Source organism: Asanoa hainanensis, assembly GCF_900188485.1.
GTDB classification, from domain to species: Bacteria; Actinomycetota; Actinomycetes; order Mycobacteriales; family Micromonosporaceae; genus Asanoa; species Asanoa hainanensis.
This window is the reverse complement of the sequence record NZ_FZPH01000013.1, coordinates 1-16,245: the sequence shown is the minus strand read 5'-3', so window position 1 is coordinate 16,245 and position 16,245 is coordinate 1. Positions and strand designations below refer to the sequence as shown.

The window sequence follows — 16,245 nt, the reverse complement described above, 5'->3', positions numbered from 1 at the left end:
AACGGTATCGATGCCGGCCGGTCCGCGCTTGGACAAATGGGAAGCCGGCGCAACCCTTGATCGGCCCGCGCGTTAGCCGTTTCGTGGGACTGGCCGGCACGCTGACCGCGCGTCTGGTCGAGGTGGTCCTCGCCGTCGGCGGGCTGTTGTTCACCGTCCTCGGCAGCGAGAGCGAGCCGAACGTCGTGCGCTTCCTGCTGTTCTGGAGCCTGCTGGCGGCCGCCTACCTGTTCGTCGGCACGTTGCGGGTGCGGCGGGAGCGGCTGACCGACCCGAACGTGCCACCGCCACCGGTCACCGGCGTGAACGCCCGCCTGACCGGTCGCCGGTTCAGCTTCTTCTTCACCGTCGCGGCCAGCATCACCGGGCTGGGCGCCTCCCTCGACGTGCTCGCGGTCGACGAGAACAGCGACTACAGCGGGCTCGTGCAGGGGCTCGGCGCGTTCGTCACCGTCTGCGCCTGGCTGTTGTTGCAGCTCGGGTACGCCCGCTTCTACGCACAGTGGACGGACTGGCGGTTCCCCGCGTGCCCGTACCCCCGGCTGATCGATTTTCTGTATTTCTCGGTGACCGTCGGCGTCTCGTTCGCGGCGTCGGACGTGGAGGTGCGGGGCCGGACGGTGCGCTACCACGTGATGGTGCACAGCGTGATCAGCTTCCTCTACAACGCGATCGTGCTGGCGATCGCGGTCAACATCATCACTGGATAGCCGTCCTCCGATCAGGGGATTCCATTCGGGCCTATTGGGTGTGTTCCGGCATACGGGAGGTTTGACGAGTATGACTGTCCAGTGACGTCAGAACCCCCCAAGACGCCCGCTCCTGAAACCGAGCCCGTTCCCGCGCCTGGCAAACCCTGCGCACGCGTGGTCGGTGGCTGCTACGAGCTGGTCGAACAGATCGGCGGCGGTGCCAGCGGCACCGTGTGGCGCGCGCGCAGCCAGGCGACCGGCGAGCAGGTCGCGATCAAGGTGCTCCGCGACGAGTTGGTGCCGCAGCCCAAGGCCGTGATGCGCTTCGTGCAGGAGCGCGCGATCCTCGCCGCGCTGGAGCACGAGAACATCGTGCCGGTACGCGAGCTGCTCACCATCGGCGAATCGCTCGGCCTGGTGATGGAGCTCGTGCCCGGTGGCAGCGTCCGCGAGCTGCTGCGGGCCCGCGGGACGCTGACGCCCGCCGAGGCGGCGACGGTGATGGCCGCGGTCGCCGACGGCCTCGGGCACGCGCACCATCTCGGTGTCGTGCATCGGGACCTCAAACCCGACAACATCCTGGTGGGTACGACGGACGCGCTGGACCGCGATCCCCAGGTGCGGCTGACCGACTTCGGCATCGCCCGGGTCGTCGACGCGCCCGCGCTGACCACCACCGGCGCGCTGCTCGGCACGCCGAACTACCTGGCGCCGGAGATCATCAACGGCGCGCGGCCGTCGCCCGCATCCGACATGTACGCGTTCGGGATGGTGCTCTACGAGCTGCTGACCGGGCGGCCGCCGTACGGTGGGCACACGCCGCGCTCGGTTTTCCGCCGGCACGTCGAGACCCGGCCGCGCCGCAACCCCGGCATCCCGGACGTGTTGTGGAAGCTCATCGCGTCCTGTGTGGACAAGAATCCGGCCCGCCGACCCGAGGCGGCCTCGATGGGCGTCGCGCTCCGCACAGCGGCGCTCCGGCTGGGTGCCGCGCCCGCGCTGCCGAAGCTGCCCCGGCTGCCGATGCAGTCGGAGCTCACCGCCCGGCCGTGGATTCCCACCCAACGCCGCCGGGTGCCGGCCTGGCACGCGATCACCACGGTGGCCACGGCGTTCGTGCTGATCGCGGTCGCGCTGGTCGCGCTCGAATGGCCGGGTACGGGCAGCGGGAGCACGGCCGACGCCAGCCGACCGACGGCGTCGCCTTCGGCCTCGACTCCGAACGCGAAGCCGGCGCGCGGAGGTGGCGGTGGTCCGGTGGAGACTGCCGCGGCCGGGCTGACCGCCAACCGGATGGCCAAGCCCCGGCCGGCCACGGCGCGGGCGTCGCAGGAGGCCAAGGTGGCGCCCCTGCCGACGGCGTTCGGCGCGGCGAAGTGCACGGGCTACCAGTGGAAGTTCCTCCAGCCGGCGTTCTCGAACACCTGCTACGCGACCGGCCCGGGAGTGCGGATCTCCGGTGGGCTGCAGTCCAAACAGGTGCGGGCCGACATCACGCTGACGCTCCAGGACACGGCGGGCCGGGTGGTCGGCAGCCCGCACACCTGCGCGGGCCTGGTCTTCGGGCCGGAGCTGTCCGAGCGAACCTGCGGCCCGGTCACGCTGACCCCGCCGCGCGGCCGGCGGTACGTGCTGGTGCAGAGCTGGCGCGTGTACGACAACGACGGCTCGGCGATCCGGGGCGAGGCGAAGAGCGCGGAGTTCGCGTACTGAGCGGGGCAGCGCGCCGGGCGGCGGTGGACTACGGTCTCGTCTCGTCATTGCCAGCCGCCCGCCCTGCCCGAGGAGCCCCGCGATGCGCCGGATCCTGGTCACCGCCTTCACCGCTTCCGCTCTGGCGCTCGCCGCCTGCGGTTCCGACACGGACGCCGCGCCCACCGGCGGCGCGTCCCCGGCCGCCGACGGCGAAGCGGCCGCCACCGCGAGCGCGTGCGGTGAGGCCGTCGCGGTCAGCAAGACGGGCGTGAGCGGCTTCGACGCGGGCGTCGAGAATTTGCTCAAGGTGGCGCTGGAAGGCGACGAGGCGAAGGCGGACGCGGCCGAGAAGGAGTTCCGCGCGGTCCTGACGGGTTGGTCCGACAAGCTGACGGCACTCGCCGCCGAACCGGTAGCGGCCGACGTCAAGGTCGCCCTAACCGACGGCGCGGCCACCGTCAAAAAGATCGCGGACCCGAACGACAACACCCCGGTCAACGCGGCGAAGGAAGAGCTGGCCGGGGTCGCCGACAAGATCGGCGCAGCCTGCGCCTAAGGTCTGATGCCTTTTAGGACCACGTCGAGGTACGGCGGGATGGTCGTGCCGCTGGTCGGGTCCTTCGGCAGGGCCGAGATCATCGTGAACAGTTGGAGCGCGGTCAGGTCCGGTCGGACCAGGCCGGCCGCGCGGGCGCGGTCGAAGAGTTGGCCGAAGCTCGCTCGCATCGGTGCGCAGGCCGCGGCGACCGGTGAGGCGTCGTCGGCGACGCCCTCGGCGACGCGCCGGGTCATGCCCTGGTAGCAGGCGGCGCTCTCGTCGTAGAGCCGCAGCCACCGGACCAACGCGTCCCATGGGTCCGGCGCCGCGAGCAGGTCGCGGGCGGTGCGGTCGAGCAGGTCGATGGTCTCCGACATGATCGCCGCGAACAGGTGCTCGCGGGTGGGGAACTGCCGGTAGAGGGTGCCCTGCCCGACACCGGCCCGCCGGGCCACCTCTTCCAGCGGCGCCTCCGTGCCGGACTCCGCGAACACGGACTTGCCCGCGGTGAGCAACGCCTCGTAGTTGCGCCTGGCGTCCGCCCGCCTCGCTCTGCCCGCAGTCGCGGAGTTCACAACCCGATCGTACCGAGAAACGGACACCTCGTCCGTATCGTTGGAGGCGCAATCGGACGGACTGTCCGGATTCGTGCGCTGAAGGGCCTGACCATGACCGCCACCACCGAGGCCGTAACCACCGAGTTCCTGCGCCGGCGCTCCGTGCAGGACGCGCGGGGCCTCGGTGAGCTGTTCGCCGACGACATCGACTGGAACGTCCCGGGCAACCCCGACCTGCCCTGGACCGGCCGCCGAACCAGGCGCGAACAGGTGGCGGAGTACTTCGCCACCCTGTGGCACGCCGTGGTGCCCGGCGAGAGCAGCGCGGTCGTCAACAAGGTCCTCGTCGACGGCCCGGACGCGGTCGTCCTCGGCAGGTTCGCCCACACCGCCGGCAGCACCGGCAAGCGCTTCGAAACGCTGGTCGCCCTCCACCTGAGGGTCATCGAAGGCAAGATCGTGCGGCTGCACCTGTACGAGGACACCCTCACGGTGAGCAACGCCTTCCAGGCCTGACGGGCCTATCACGCGTGGCCGCTGCTGGCCAGGTCGCGTTGCGCCAGCCAACGGGTGTACTCGGCCCGGTCCAACGGGTTGCCGTCCGTGCGGGGCCGCCGCGGCGGACGACCTTCGACCGGCCGGTCACCGGCCTGCGTCGAGGTCCACAAACCCTCGCCGTTGGTCAGGTCCGGCAGCCGGCGCTGAGCCTCGGTGACCTCCCGTGCCGGGATGGAACCGATGATTCGCCACGTGTCGCCGACCGTCGTGGTCGTACTGGCCCGCACTCCCTCAACCGACGCGTCGGTGGGCACCGTTTCGTCGACGCGGCCGCCGAGTTGGGCCAGGGCGCTCGTGACCGGGCCGATCGCCGCGACGGGCACGTCTGCCTCGAAGTGGTGGCAGGGCTCGAAGACTCGGGTGCCCGCGATCGCCAGCGCCTGCATCAGGACGTGTGGCGTGAGGTCGCGGAAGTGGCCGGCCCGCGTGATCGGGGACCAGTAGCCGCTGTGGGTCAGCGTCACCCGGATGTCGGTCACCGGCCACCCGCACAAGCCCTGGTCCAGCGTCTGCACGACCGATTCCTCGATCGCCTTGTGGTACGCCAGCGGCAGTGAGCCGAGCTCGACCTCCAGCGCGTACTCGATGCCGGTGCCGGGCTCCACGCGGAGGCCCACCGTGCCGAAGAAGCCGTTGCCGATGATCTCTACTGCGCTTCCGGTGCCGGTCGGGCGTTCCAGGTGGACCAGCTGGCTGGGCGCGAAGGAGGCGGTGATGCCGTACCCCTCGACCAGCGTCGCGGCGATCACCTCCTTCTGCACCTCGCCGTACAGCCGCAGCCCGGTCTCGCCCGTCGCGGTCACCCGGGCCTCGATCAGCGGATCCTCGTCGGCCATCCGGAGCAGGGCGGTGTGCAGGGCCGTGGCCGGCCCGCCGTCGCTCCGCCGCACCACCGTCTCCAGGCTGGGACGCGGGAAGTGGCTTGCGGTGGACAGGCCCGCGGCGGAACCGAGCTGGTCACCGATGCGCACGGTGGACAGCCCGTGCAGCGCCGCGATGTAGCCGGCCGTCAGCGCCGGCGCGTCCCGAGATCCCACCACCGCCACGCCGGTGAGCTGGACGCGGTGCGACTCCACTCGGCCATCCGCACGGCGGCGGAACACCGGGAGGCGCTGACGGGCGGTGAGCGCGCCGCCGTAGGACCGGGCGTAGGCCACCTTCGCACCGCCCGGCCCGCGGGTGATCGCGAAGACCCGGGCGCGCGGCGCCGGCTCCGGAGGCGGCGCGGCCGGGAGCAGGTCACCGATGGCATCGAGCAGTTCCGGCACGCCCGTCCCGGACAGAGCCGACCCGAACAGCACCGGATGTACGAGCCCCGCGGCGGTCTGGGTCCCCAGCGCGGCCCGCAGCGTGTCGTCACCCACCGGGCGGTCCTCGACGTACGCGGCCAACAGCTCGTCGTCCTGCTCGGCCAGCAACGCCAGCCAGTCGCCCGGGGCCGCGGCGAAGCGGGCATCGGGTGTCCCGATGTCCCGGACCGTGCCCAGCGGCGCGATCGCCGGCGTCAGCAACCGGCGCACCTCGGCCAGCAGCTCGGCCTCGCGGGCGCCCGCCCGGTCGATCTTGTTGACGAACAGCAGCGTGGGCAGCCGCAGCGCGCGGCAGGTGCGCATCAGCAGGCGACTGTGCGGTTGCACGCCCTCGACCGCCGAGAGCACCAGGACCGCGCCGTCCAGCACGCCGAGCGCGCGTTCGACCTCGGCCATGAAGTCGCGGTGGCCGGGTGTGTCGATCAGGTTGACCTGCCGGTCGCCGACCCGGAACGCGGTGACGGCTGACCTGATCGTGATGCCGCGCCGGCGCTCGAGCTCGCCGGTGTCGGTCTGGGTGGTGCCCGAGTCGACGCTGCCGAGCCGGTCGATGACCCCGGTGTCGTACAGCAATCGCTCGGTCAGGCTGGTCTTACCGGCGTCGACATGCGCCAGAATCCCGATGTTGACGGTGTGCACGGGCAACGGTGTCCTCGAAAACTCGCACGGATGGGCGGAAGTTTTCGATGCCTCGCATTGCCATGCTCCTGTCGTCGGGACCCGGTTCCTACCGAGCCTCGCAGATCTGACCCGACCGAGCCAGCGGTTTTAGCAGCCCTGGTCGGCCACCCAGGCCCCGGTCAGACCCCGGAAGTGCGCCACGAACCGATCATGTTCGTGCTCCGGGTACGTCGCCCGCACGGTCTCCACGAGCAGCGTGTCGAAGTCCGGTGAGCGGATCCAGTCGTAGACGAGCTCGTCGACGTGGGCGAGCCGGGACGCGCAGAAGTCGGCGTACCGCTCGGTGTCGAAGTAGTCGTCGGTGAGCTTCCGGTAGGCGGCGAGCTTCTCGCGATAGCCGAGGTCGGTGCGGTCGGCGATCTCGAAGTACTGCCGGGTGTTCAGGTCGACCTGGAAGCGCCGGCCGGTCACCACGCAGAACGTGGTCCACCGCAGCAGCGCCTTCATCGCCCACGGGAAGTAGTAGTGCAGCGAGGTCAGCGCCACGTCGGGGCAGGCGTTGGCGTAGTCGATCGGGTAGACCTCGGTGCCCCGGACCAGCGACTCGCACGAGTTGAACTCCCAGCCGAAGAAGGCGTTGACCAGCCGGGAAATGGTCACCACCTCGTCGCCCGTCTCGGCGCTGAGGAAGTCGTGCTCCACCGCGTACCGGTCGTGCATCGGAAGTTCCGGCCGGAACTTCATCACCATCGTCTCGGGACCGATCGACAGCGAACGGCTGAACACGTCGTAGCCCTCGACCGACTGCTGGAGATGCATCAACCGCTCACCCGAAGCGTCGTACGCCGCGTGCAGTTCGGCACTGTCCTTGATCTTCGAGACGCCGACCCACGCGCCACCGTCGTAGGGCTTCATGAACAGCGGATAGCCCAGCTCCGAAGCCACGGAGTCGAGGTCGAACGACTGGTTGTAGCGAGCCGCCGTGTAGGCCCAGCGGGAGTTCTCGAGCGGATGCTTGTACGGCACGAGCACGGTCTCCGGCACCTTGAGACCGAGCCGCATCATCGCGCAGTACGCCGCGTGCTTCTCCATCGACTGGAAGGTGAACGGGCTGTTGAGCAGGTAGACGTCGTCCATCATGGACACTTTCTTGAGCCACTCGCGCGGGTGGTAGTACCAGTACGCGAGCCGGTCGATGACCAACGAGTGGCGGGGCTTGTCACGCAGGTTGAACGGCTCGATGGTGACCCGGGTCGTCTTCAGCCGGTGCTTGCGCCCGGAACCGTCGACCACCGGGCCGAGCCGGTCGACCAGCGCCTCGTAGGCGCGCGGCCAGTCGTCCTCCGTACCCAGCAGAAGCCCGATGATGTGTTCCACGTCGGCCACGTGATGCCTCCCCAGTCAACAGAAGCGCGGTAGGTGATGCGCCCATTGCGCGCGCCACGACGGCCAGTCGTGCGGCACGTCGTGGCCCCACAGGTCCAGCTCGTGCCGGATCCCCTTGTCGGCAAGCAGTTCGGCCACCTGCCGCGTGGAGCGCAGGGCTCCGGTGGTGTCCTCCCATTGCCCCTGACCGCAGACCAGCAGGACCGACAGGCGCGAGCGCAGCCAGTCGAGGTGGTCGCCGTTCAGGTGCCCGAGGTAGTCGGTCGGGCTGTTGAAGTACGTCGCGTCGCCGCGGTCGCCCCAGCCGTGCCAGGCCGCCGGGTCGTAGTTGCCGGAGAAGCACATCGCCAGCGGGAACAGGTCGGCGCGCTTGCAGGCGAAGTTGAGCGAGTGGAAGGCGCCCATCGAGCAGCCGGCGACGGCGATGTCGGCCTCGTCGCCGCCCTGGTCGTCGCGGATGAACGGCACGACCTGCTCGACGATCCACGACTCGAACGCGCCGTGCCGCTGGGCCCGTTCCTCCAGCGGTAGGTGGCGGGCCGCCCAGGAGGCCGCGTCGTACGAGTCGACGCAGAACAGCTTGACCCGCCCGGCGTCGAGCAGGTCGGCCACCGCGTCGACCATGCCGTTGCCGGCGAAGTCGCTCGCCCGGCCCTGCTCGGACGGGAACACCAGCACGGGTCGGCCGTAATGTCCATATCGGACGACGGACCCGGCCGTGCCGATGGCCGGGGAGAACAGCTCGACCCAGTGTTCCCGCACGCTAACCTCCCGACGGCCCACCCCACGAGCCCGGGCCGAACGAGCCCAGGCTCCACGACGTCTCGCCCCACGACCGGGCCAGCAACCGGGTCAGGTGCGGATCGAACGCGTCCCGCCAAGCGGTGAAGTGGTGCCCGTCGGGCACCTCGACCAGCTCGGCCGGATAACCCTGCCGGGCCAACGCGTCCGCCATCTCCTGGTTGTTGGCGAGGTTCTCCTCGACGGTGCCACAGGTCAGCCGCGTCGGCACGGGATGCGCGGCGAACGCGGACGCCACGACCGGCCCGGTGAACCGGGTGATCCGCTGGAAGTACCGGAATCCGGACTCCTGCGGGTCGAGCCTCGGCCGGAAGAAGCTGCCGGACTGGAGGAACAACCCGGCGAACGCGGCCGGGTAGCGGCGCTGGGCGTGCAGCATCGCCAGGCCGCCGAGACTCGCGCCCATTCCGGTGATCCGGCCCTCGAAGCCCAGCTCCTTGCGGAGGGCGTCGAGCACCGGGCCGGCCAGCGTCGCGGCGTAGGCGTTGTTGGCGGAGTACCAGTCGTCGCGCGCGCCGGGACCGAGCAGCACGAGATGGAACGGCGGCAGCGTGCCCGAGCCGACCATCGCCGCCGCGTAGTGGCCGAGGTCGGCGAGCTTGTCGAACTCGGGACCGTCGTGCGCGACCAGCACCCGTTCGCCGGCGCTCGGCGGCGACCAGGCGCGCACGGAGACGTCGGCGTCGAGCGCCGGTGCCGGCGCGGTGAGCTCACGCCAGGTGCCGCGGGCGCCGGGCAGGTCGAGCCAGACGGGCTCCACGTAGTCGCCCCGGTGCAGGACCGACTTGTCGCCGAACGCGCCGCCGACCCGCGCCGGGTTGGCCGGGTCGTTGACCCACTCCTCGCGGCCGTCGAGGTGGCGGAGCCGCAGCTGGTATTCGAGCCGCCAGGCCGCCGGCGCCGGCACGTCGAGGATCCAGGCCTGGTCGCGGTAGGCGAAATCGAGCTGGTCCGCGGGCAGACCGGCGTGCTGCGCCAGGCGTACGCCGGCCAGCTGGTGATCCGGATCGGCGTAGCGGAACGTCAGCCGGCCGTCGACCCATCCCATCGGGGAACTTTAGCCCTGATCACGGTCGCACCGCGAGGAAGATGAATGCGGCGAGCAGCGACAGGTGTACGCCACCCTGCAGCGGAGTGGCCCGCCCCGGCACGACGGTCAGGATGCCGACCAGCACGGTGAGCGCAAGCAGCACGAGCTCGGTGGCGGGCAGGCCCAGGGTGAGCGGCCCGTCCAGCCAGATCGACGCGATCGCGATCGCCGGGATGGTCAGTCCGATGCTGGCCATCGCCGACCCGTACGCGAGGTTGAGGCTGGTCTGGACCCGATCGCGCAGTGCGGCCCGGACCGCGGCCAGCGTCTCCGGCAGCAGCACGAGCAGCGCGATGACCACGCCCACGACGGCGGGCGGGAAGCCGGCCGCGGCGACGCCCTTCTCGATCGTCGGGGAGACCGCCTTCGCGTCGCCGACGACCGCGACCAACGCGACGACCAGCAGCGCGAGGCTGCCGAGCGCGGCCTTGCTCGACGGTGGGTCCGCGTGCTCCTCGGTGTCGACGACCGTGCCGCTCGTGGTGATCGGCAGGAAGTAGTCGCGGTGCCGGACCGTCTGGACGGCGACGAACAGGCCGTAGAGGGCGAGCGAGGCGATGGCGGCGAAGGTGAGCTGGGAGGGGGAGAACTCGGGTCCGGGCTCGCTGGTGGTGAAGGTCGGGAACACGAGGCTGAGGGTGGCCAGCGTGGCGACCGTGGCCAGTGCGCCGCCGGTCCCTTCGGAGTTGAACACGGCGACCCGCCGTCTCAACGCGCCGAGCAGGAGGCTGAGCCCGACGATGCCGTTGCAGGTGATCATCACGGCCGCGAACACGGTGTCTCGGGCGAGGCTGGCGGTCTTCTCGGGCGTACCGCTGATCATGAGCGTGACGATCAGCGCGACCTCGATGAAGGTCACCGCGACGGCGAGGACCAGCGAGCCGAAGGGCTCACCGACCCGCGCGGCCACCACCTCGGCGTGGTGCACGGCGGCGAGGACGGCACCGGCCAGGCAGATCGCCACGAGCGTGGTCGCCCACCCGGGCAGGTCCCGGTTCCAACTCAGGAAGAGCGCGACCAAGGCGATGATAGGTACGCTGATTGTCCAGTTTGTCAGGTACGCACGTCTGGTAACTGCTGCTGCCATGCGAACAAAAATGCCAGACGCTTCATCTTTCAGCCCATGGTCGCGCTCGGGGTGGGGTTGGGCTTCGGCCTGGTCAACATGCCTCCGACGAACTGGAACGCCTGCGGCACAACGGATTTCCAGTAGTCCATGTCGTGCCCGCCGGCGGTGTATCCGCCCGCGATCGGTGGCAGGGGCAGCGCCATCTGGAGGGCTTGGACGTCGTCGAGCAGGGGGTCGTCGAGCCCGCACCACAGCCCGACGGGCTGGGCGCGCAACCGGTCGACGCGCTCGAACACGTCGTCGCCCTTGCTGACCGCGGGCGAGAACGCGGCGACGGTCTTGACGAAACCGCGGAAGGTCTGGGCCAGCCGCAGCCCACCGGCGCCGCCCATCGACCAACCCCAGACGGCGAGGCGGGAGATGTCGAAGCCGCGCTCGGCGCACCAGTTGGGGATGTCTTCGTACACCATGCGCTGCGGGTCGTCCCCGTCGTGCGGCTCCCAACCGCGCCGCCCACCATCGGCGCCGGCCAGCACGAACGGCGGGCTGCCCTTGTGCGTCGCTCTGGTCAGCGCCCGGCCGAAACCCAGGCTCCGGAAGTCCTTGGGCCGGGCCGAGGCGCCGTGCATGACGAGGCAGACCGGCAGGCCCTTGCCGTCTCCGTGGCCGGCCGGGACGGCGGTGTAGAAGTCGACGGTCCTGCCCCGGGCCGGGGACTCCTTGCGCTCGACCCGCTCGTCCCCGGCGGCGACCTCGGGCTCGGTCGTCTGCGCGCTGGAGAGCCCGGCGACGGCGGCCACCCCGAGCCCGGCAACACCGAAAATGGCCGCGTTAAACAAGGTCCGACGTCTCACACCGAATCAACGCTCCGCGCCGACGACCCGTTATGCACCCAATTCAGGCGGTTTCCAGAAACAGATCGAGCGCGCTGAACCCCTCTGGGTCGAACTCCTCGGACCAACCGTGTGGGAGCAGCGTCACCTGCGGGAGCGTGCGGCGGAAAACCCCGGCGAGGTCATCGCCGACGACCAGCGCGAGCGGGAACCGCTTGCTGATCTGGGCCACGATGCGCCCGTCGACGACATGCACCCATTCCTCGTCGCCCGGCTCCCATTCGACGTGGCCGGACCGCGCCGCCGCGACCTCCTCCGCGACCCGCACGGCCTGCCGCTCGCCCCACCCGGCCGGCCCGTCCGTGACCAACCGCCGCAGAACCGAATCAAGATTCAACAACCCCTACCCCGGCTCATCGGCATCCATGAATCGGACGCTATCGATCGAAAGCCAGATACGTGGTCCCCTGTCGGCGAGGTGGAGCGTCTGATCGAGGACAGCGGATAGGGTGCGCTGACGGGAAGAGGAGGCCGGGTGCCGAGCGTCGCGGACTATCTCGAGGTGAGTGTGCCGGCGGCTCGTGCGCAGTGGCGGGCGATTCGGTTGCGGCGGCCGGTCAGTGGGGGGCGGCAGGTCGATTTCACGCCTGTCGAGACTTTGCTCTGTCTGGCCGCTGGGCTGTTGGTCAACCGCCGACGGTATGGCGGGAAGTCCGCTCATCGGGCCGAGGAGCCGCTGCCGACGCTGGCGCGGTTGTTCGCGCGGTCGAACGGCAGCCTGCTCGCCAAGATGGCCAACCTCGAAGGGAGCTGGCCGAACGGTGCCAAGCACGAGGTCGAGGTGGCGGCCACGCTGCTGGCCGATCCGGAGCGGCTCGTCGCCGTCTACCGGCTCTTGCTCCGGGCCGCCCGTGCGGAAGGGCTGACCACCGACGACCTACCCGACTTCCTCGGCCTCGAGCCCGAGGACACCGCTTTCGTGCTGCTCGGGCAGGAGGAGCTCAGCCACGGCGAGATCGAGTCCGACGTGGCGCCGCTCGTGGGCACCTGGGCCGAGAAGCGGCCTGACGTGGCCACCGTGACGACGGAGAAGCTGCTCGTCGCCGCCGTGCGGGTCGGGCAGCATCAGTTCGCCACCAAGGTGTTGCGTAACCATGGTCATCGCTGTGCGTTCTGCGGCTTGCGGGTCGACATCGACGGTGGCCGGGCGCCGCGGATGCTGGTCGCCAGCCACATCAAGCCGTGGGCCAAGAGCACTGCGAGTGAGCGGCTCGACGTCCGGAACGGGTTGGCCGCCTGCCCGACGCACGACGCCGCCTTCGACACCGGGCTGCTTACCGTCAACGGTGGGCTGCGCATCCACGTGAAACCCGAGCTGCGCCGGCAGGTGAAGGAGAACGCGGTGGTGGCGGCCGCGTTCGGGTCGCCGCCGTTGGCCGAGAAGCTGCTTCTGCCGGACGGTTCGATCACTCCGGCCGAGCGGTATCTCGCGTACCACCACGCGAACATCTATCGGCTGGACCTTGGCTGGGCCGGGAAATCGACCTAAGCTGCTGCGTCGGGACCGCACCGCTGGGCAGTGGTGGTGCGGGTTGTCCCTCTACTCAACCCTTCACCTGACCCTTGTCGGGAGCTTTGAGGGTTTAGCGCACGTCTATGCGGACCATAGTCTGCCGTCCATGTTGGGCATCCCTCGTGCCGGGCGGCGTCGCTCGGCTGCTGCGCTGGTCGCTGCCGCGACCCTGTCCGCCTTCACCTTGACCAGCGCGCCCGCGCAAGCCGCACCGCCTGCGGCCGCCGCGGTGGATGCGCCGACCCAGACCTACATCGTGCAGACCTCCGATGCTCCTGCCGCCACCTACAACGGTGGTGTCGCGGGGTTGGCGCCCACCCGCGTCGCCGCCGGGGCCAAGCTCGACAGCGCCAGCAAGAACGTGAAGGCGTACCGGCAGCATCTTGCCCAGAGCAAGAACCGGGTGCTCGACCGCGCCGGGGTGAACAGCAGCAAGGTCAAGTATGACTACACGCTGGTATTCGCCGGGTTCTCCGCCGAGCTCACCGCGGCCGAGGCCGACCGGCTCAAGAAGACGCCGGGCGTGGCCAACGTCTGGAAGAACGAGATCGTGCACTCCGAGACGTTCACGACTCCCGCGTTCGTCGGGCTCGACGGCAAGAGCGGAGCCTGGCGCAAGGAGTTCGGTAGCCCCGAGCGGGCCGGCGAGGGCATGATCATCGGTGTCATCGACTCCGGCTTCTGGCCCGAGAACCCGAGCTTCGGGCCGCTGCCGACGCCCCGCAAGGACCAGAAGACGATCGACGCCAAGTGGAACGGCACCTGTGTCGCCGGCGTCGAGCGGCCCGTCACCTGCAACAACAAGGTGATCGGCGCGCGCTGGTACGCGTCCGGCAACATCTCCCGCGCGAACCCCGGTGAGTTCGACTCGCCGCGCGACTACTACGGGCACGGTTCGCACACCGCCAGCACCGCGGGCGGCAACCACAACGTGACCGCGACCATCAACGGCGCCGTCGCCGGTGTCATCTCCGGCATGGCCCCCGCCGCCCGGCTGTCGATCTACAAGGTGCTGTACGCCAACGCCGCCGGCACCCAGTCGACCGGCAACAGCGTCGACATCGTTGCCGCCATCGACCAGGCCGTGGCCGATGGTGTCGACGTCATCAACTACTCGATCGGCGACAACAACGACGGGTTCGGCGCCGTCGAGTTCGCCTTCCTGAACGCCGCCAACGCCGGCGTGTTCGTCGCCACGTCCGCCGGCAATGCGGGCCCGGGCGCGTCCACCGTCGACAACGGCATGCCGTGGACGACGACCGTCGCCGCCGGCACGCACGACCGGTCGTCGACCAAGACCCTGACGCTCGGCAACGGGCAGGTCTTCCAGGGCGTCGGCACCGGGCCGGCCGCCGTGTCCGCCCCGGTCGTCGACGCGCGCACCAGCGGCGCCGCCGGCAGCACCGAGCTGCTCGCCGCCCAGTGCGTGAGCACCCCGCCGCAGCTCGACCCGGCGAAGGTGGCCGGCAAGATCGTGCTCTGCGAGCGCGGCAACAACGCCCGGGTCGACAAGAGCCTCGCGGTCAAGAACGCGGGCGGCGTCGGCATGATCCAGTTCAACCCGACCGCGAACACGCTCAATGCCGACTACCACGCGGTGCCGTCGATCCACGTCGACCAGGCGGCGGGCGCGGCCGTCAAGGCGTACATCGCCGCCGGCGGCACGCCGACCGCCACGATCTCGGCCGCGAGCAACGCCAAGGTCCGGGCTCCGGTCGTGGCGACGTTCTCCAGCCGCGGCCCCGGCCCGTCCAGCGGCGGTGACCTGATCAAGCCCGACATCATGGCGCCGGGCGTCGACGTGGTCGCCGCGACCGGGCCCGAGAGCCACAACGGCAACCTCTGGGACACCAACAGCGGCACCTCGATGGCCAGCCCGCACATCGCCGGCATCGGCGCGTTGATCCTGGCCAAGCACCCCAACTGGTCGCCGATGATGGTCAAGTCGGCGCTGATGACCACGGCCGGCGTCGTCGACAACGAGGGCAAGCCGATCCAGGACGAGTCCGACGCCAGCAACGCCAACCCGCTGGAGATGGGCGCCGGACAGGTCGCCGCGAAGGACGCGTTCGACCCGGGCCTCGTGTACGACTCCGGGATCACCCAGTGGCTGCAGTACTCGTGCGGCATCGGCGTGCACCTCTCCTCGGGCGGCGAGGACGTCTGCGACAGCGTCGGCACCGTCGACCCGAGCGACTTCAACAACCCGACGCTCGCGGTCGGCGACCTGGCCGGCAAGCAGACCCTGACCCGCACGGTGACCAACGTGAGCAAGCTGCCGGCGCTGTACCTGCCGACCGTGCAGGCCCCGCCCGGCTTCAAGGTCGACGTCTCGCCGAAGCTCATCGCGCTGCTGCCGGGCCGGAAGCAGACCTTCAAGGTGACGATCACCCGTACCACCGGTGCCTTCGGTGAATGGTCCTTCGGCTCGCTGCGCTGGCGCGACCTGCTCGGCCACGACGTGCGCAGCGCGATCGCGGTCCGGCCCGTGCCGGCGGCGGTGCCGCTGGAGGCGGGCGGGTCGGGCGCGTCCGGTCAGACGGCGCTGCGGGTGACGGCCGGCTACGCGGGCACGCTCACCGCGGCGGGCAACGGCTTGCAGGCCGCCACCGTCGACCAGTGGACGCTGGCGGTGAACCAGACGGCCACGGTCACCGCGACCGTGCCGGCGGGCACCAAGCTGGCCCGGTTCGCGACGTTCGACGCCGACTACCCGGCGGGGACGGACATCGACATCACCGTGTTCCGCCAGAACGCCAACGGCACCCTGACGCAGGTCGGGCAGAGCGCCGGCGGCACGTCGGAGGAGTCGGTGACGGTGACCGAAGCCGGCACGTACGTGGCGGCCGTCGTCCTGTTCGCCGCGGCGGGTCCGGTCGACGTCAAGCACCACCGCTGGGCCGTGCCGGCCGGCAACGCGGGCAACCTGACCGTGACGCCGGCGAGCCAACAGGTGACGCTCGCCGGAGCGGCTACGGTCACGGCCGCCTGGAGCGGGCTGACCCCGGGCCAGCGCTACCTAGGCGTCCTCGAATACACCGACGGCACCACGACAGTGGGATCGACGAATCTTCTCGTCGTGGCGTAACCCAGGTTGAGGGAGGGCGTCCGTGGTCTTCGCGGGCGCCCTTCCGCATAAACCAGAAAATCATGTCCCGGGTCCGCCGTGGGCGCGACCGTTGCTCATTGGGTGATCCTGGTGCTGCCTGGTTGTTGGATGGCCGGGTAGCACCTGGGCCGTTAGATCATCGCCAACCGTTGCAGCCCCCGGTTTGAGGGCCTGCGGGAGTTTCCGCGGGGTCTGGCGGTCCGGGACATCCCGACTGGCAACAGGGCTACTGCGCCGTTGAGCGCCCGTCAATGAGCGTCCGGCGGTGATGTCCCGAACCACCAGGTGCTTCCCCACTGGGTTGAGCAGCGGAGGAGCTTGGGTTGAGTGTGACTGATGACGGCGGCGCGGCGCGAGCGGTGAGGGTCGGTGTCGACTGGGCCACCGATGATCATGCGGTGTGTGTCATGGAC

Annotated in this window: 14 protein-coding genes; 6 read left to right on the top strand and 8 right to left on the bottom strand. The window is 70.3% G+C overall.

Going from position 1 to position 16,245, the window contains the following annotated elements:
- Positions 1–83 precede the first annotated feature (83 nt).
- From CHC05_RS27330 to CHC05_RS27320, 3 genes are all read left to right on the top strand, one after another.
- Positions 84–710: a DUF1345 domain-containing protein gene (locus tag CHC05_RS27330; RefSeq protein ID WP_179266406.1), complete on the top strand. Its 627-nt coding sequence runs from the start codon at positions 84–86 to the stop codon at positions 708–710.
- 156 nt (positions 711–866) lie between these two features.
- Positions 867–2,405 (top strand): serine/threonine-protein kinase, encoded by a 1,539-nt coding sequence (locus CHC05_RS27325; protein WP_179266405.1) that lies wholly within the window; start codon positions 867–869, stop codon positions 2,403–2,405.
- Between the two features lie 82 nt (positions 2,406–2,487).
- Positions 2,488–2,943 carry a hypothetical protein gene (locus CHC05_RS27320; RefSeq protein ID WP_089253455.1) on the top strand — a complete coding sequence of 152 codons (456 nt, stop codon included), beginning with the start codon at positions 2,488–2,490 and terminating at the stop codon, positions 2,941–2,943.
- On the opposite strand, the gene CHC05_RS27315 is transcribed toward CHC05_RS27320, so the two are convergent.
- Complete coding sequence (locus CHC05_RS27315) at positions 2,940–3,500, bottom strand: TetR/AcrR family transcriptional regulator (protein WP_179266404.1); 561 nt, start codon at positions 3,498–3,500, stop codon at positions 2,940–2,942. The genes CHC05_RS27320 and CHC05_RS27315 overlap by 4 nt on opposite strands.
- 93 nt (positions 3,501–3,593) lie before the next feature.
- Here CHC05_RS27315 and CHC05_RS27310 point away from each other — a divergent pair, with 93 nt between their 5' ends.
- Complete coding sequence (locus tag CHC05_RS27310; protein ID WP_089253454.1) at positions 3,594–3,998, top strand: nuclear transport factor 2 family protein; 405 nt, start codon at positions 3,594–3,596, stop codon at positions 3,996–3,998.
- Between the two features lie 8 nt (positions 3,999–4,006).
- Here CHC05_RS27310 and CHC05_RS27305 read toward each other — a convergent pair whose 3' ends face one another.
- The 7 genes from CHC05_RS27305 to CHC05_RS27275 form a co-directional block, all read right to left on the bottom strand.
- Complete coding sequence (locus CHC05_RS27305; RefSeq protein WP_089253453.1) at positions 4,007–5,989, bottom strand: elongation factor G; 1,983 nt, start codon at positions 5,987–5,989, stop codon at positions 4,007–4,009.
- Between the two features lie 129 nt (positions 5,990–6,118).
- The gene (locus tag CHC05_RS27300; protein ID WP_089253452.1) at positions 6,119–7,357 is read right to left on the bottom strand and encodes an ATP-grasp domain-containing protein; all 1,239 of its coding nucleotides are present in this window, start codon (positions 7,355–7,357) and stop codon (positions 6,119–6,121) included.
- 15 nt (positions 7,358–7,372) lie between these two features.
- The gene (locus tag CHC05_RS27295; protein WP_089253451.1) at positions 7,373–8,119 is read right to left on the bottom strand and encodes an esterase family protein; all 747 of its coding nucleotides are present in this window, start codon (positions 8,117–8,119) and stop codon (positions 7,373–7,375) included.
- Between the two features lies 1 nt (position 8,120).
- Positions 8,121–9,206, bottom strand: coding sequence for an alpha/beta hydrolase (locus CHC05_RS27290; RefSeq protein ID WP_089253450.1), 1,086 nt, complete (start codon positions 9,204–9,206; stop codon positions 8,121–8,123).
- A gap of 19 nt (positions 9,207–9,225) precedes the next feature.
- Positions 9,226–10,335 carry a calcium:cation antiporter gene (locus CHC05_RS27285; protein ID WP_089253449.1) on the bottom strand — a complete coding sequence of 370 codons (1,110 nt, stop codon included), beginning with the start codon at positions 10,333–10,335 and terminating at the stop codon, positions 9,226–9,228.
- Between the two features lie 29 nt (positions 10,336–10,364).
- Positions 10,365–11,171: an alpha/beta hydrolase gene (locus CHC05_RS27280; protein WP_089253448.1), complete on the bottom strand. Its 807-nt coding sequence runs from the start codon at positions 11,169–11,171 to the stop codon at positions 10,365–10,367.
- A 43-nt stretch (positions 11,172–11,214) separates the two neighbouring features.
- Positions 11,215–11,547 carry a hypothetical protein gene (locus CHC05_RS27275; RefSeq protein ID WP_144022796.1) on the bottom strand — a complete coding sequence of 111 codons (333 nt, stop codon included), beginning with the start codon at positions 11,545–11,547 and terminating at the stop codon, positions 11,215–11,217.
- A gap of 138 nt (positions 11,548–11,685) precedes the next feature.
- On the opposite strand from CHC05_RS27275, the gene CHC05_RS27270 reads away from it, so the two are divergent.
- Positions 11,686–12,699 carry an HNH endonuclease gene (locus tag CHC05_RS27270; protein ID WP_089253446.1) on the top strand — a complete coding sequence of 338 codons (1,014 nt, stop codon included), beginning with the start codon at positions 11,686–11,688 and terminating at the stop codon, positions 12,697–12,699.
- A gap of 130 nt (positions 12,700–12,829) precedes the next feature.
- The gene (locus CHC05_RS43140) at positions 12,830–15,811 is read left to right on the top strand and encodes a S8 family peptidase (RefSeq protein ID WP_089253445.1); all 2,982 of its coding nucleotides are present in this window, start codon (positions 12,830–12,832) and stop codon (positions 15,809–15,811) included.
- Positions 15,812–16,245: the final 434 nt, after the last annotated feature.

Bases quoted from the DNA above. Each gene is read 5' to 3' on its own strand.
- CHC05_RS43140 (WP_089253445.1), top strand. From the start codon at position 12,830: ATGTTGGGCATCCCTCGTGCCGGGCGGCGTCGCTCGGCTGCTGCGCTG.
- CHC05_RS27320 (WP_089253455.1), top strand. From the start codon at position 2,488: ATGCGCCGGATCCTGGTCACCGCCTTCACCGCTTCCGCTCTGGCGCTC.
- CHC05_RS27310 (WP_089253454.1), top strand. From the start codon at position 3,594: ATGACCGCCACCACCGAGGCCGTAACCACCGAGTTCCTGCGCCGGCGC.
- CHC05_RS27285 (WP_089253449.1), bottom strand. From the start codon at position 10,335: ATGGCAGCAGCAGTTACCAGACGTGCGTACCTGACAAACTGGACAATC.
- CHC05_RS27290 (WP_089253450.1), bottom strand. From the start codon at position 9,206: ATGGGATGGGTCGACGGCCGGCTGACGTTCCGCTACGCCGATCCGGAT.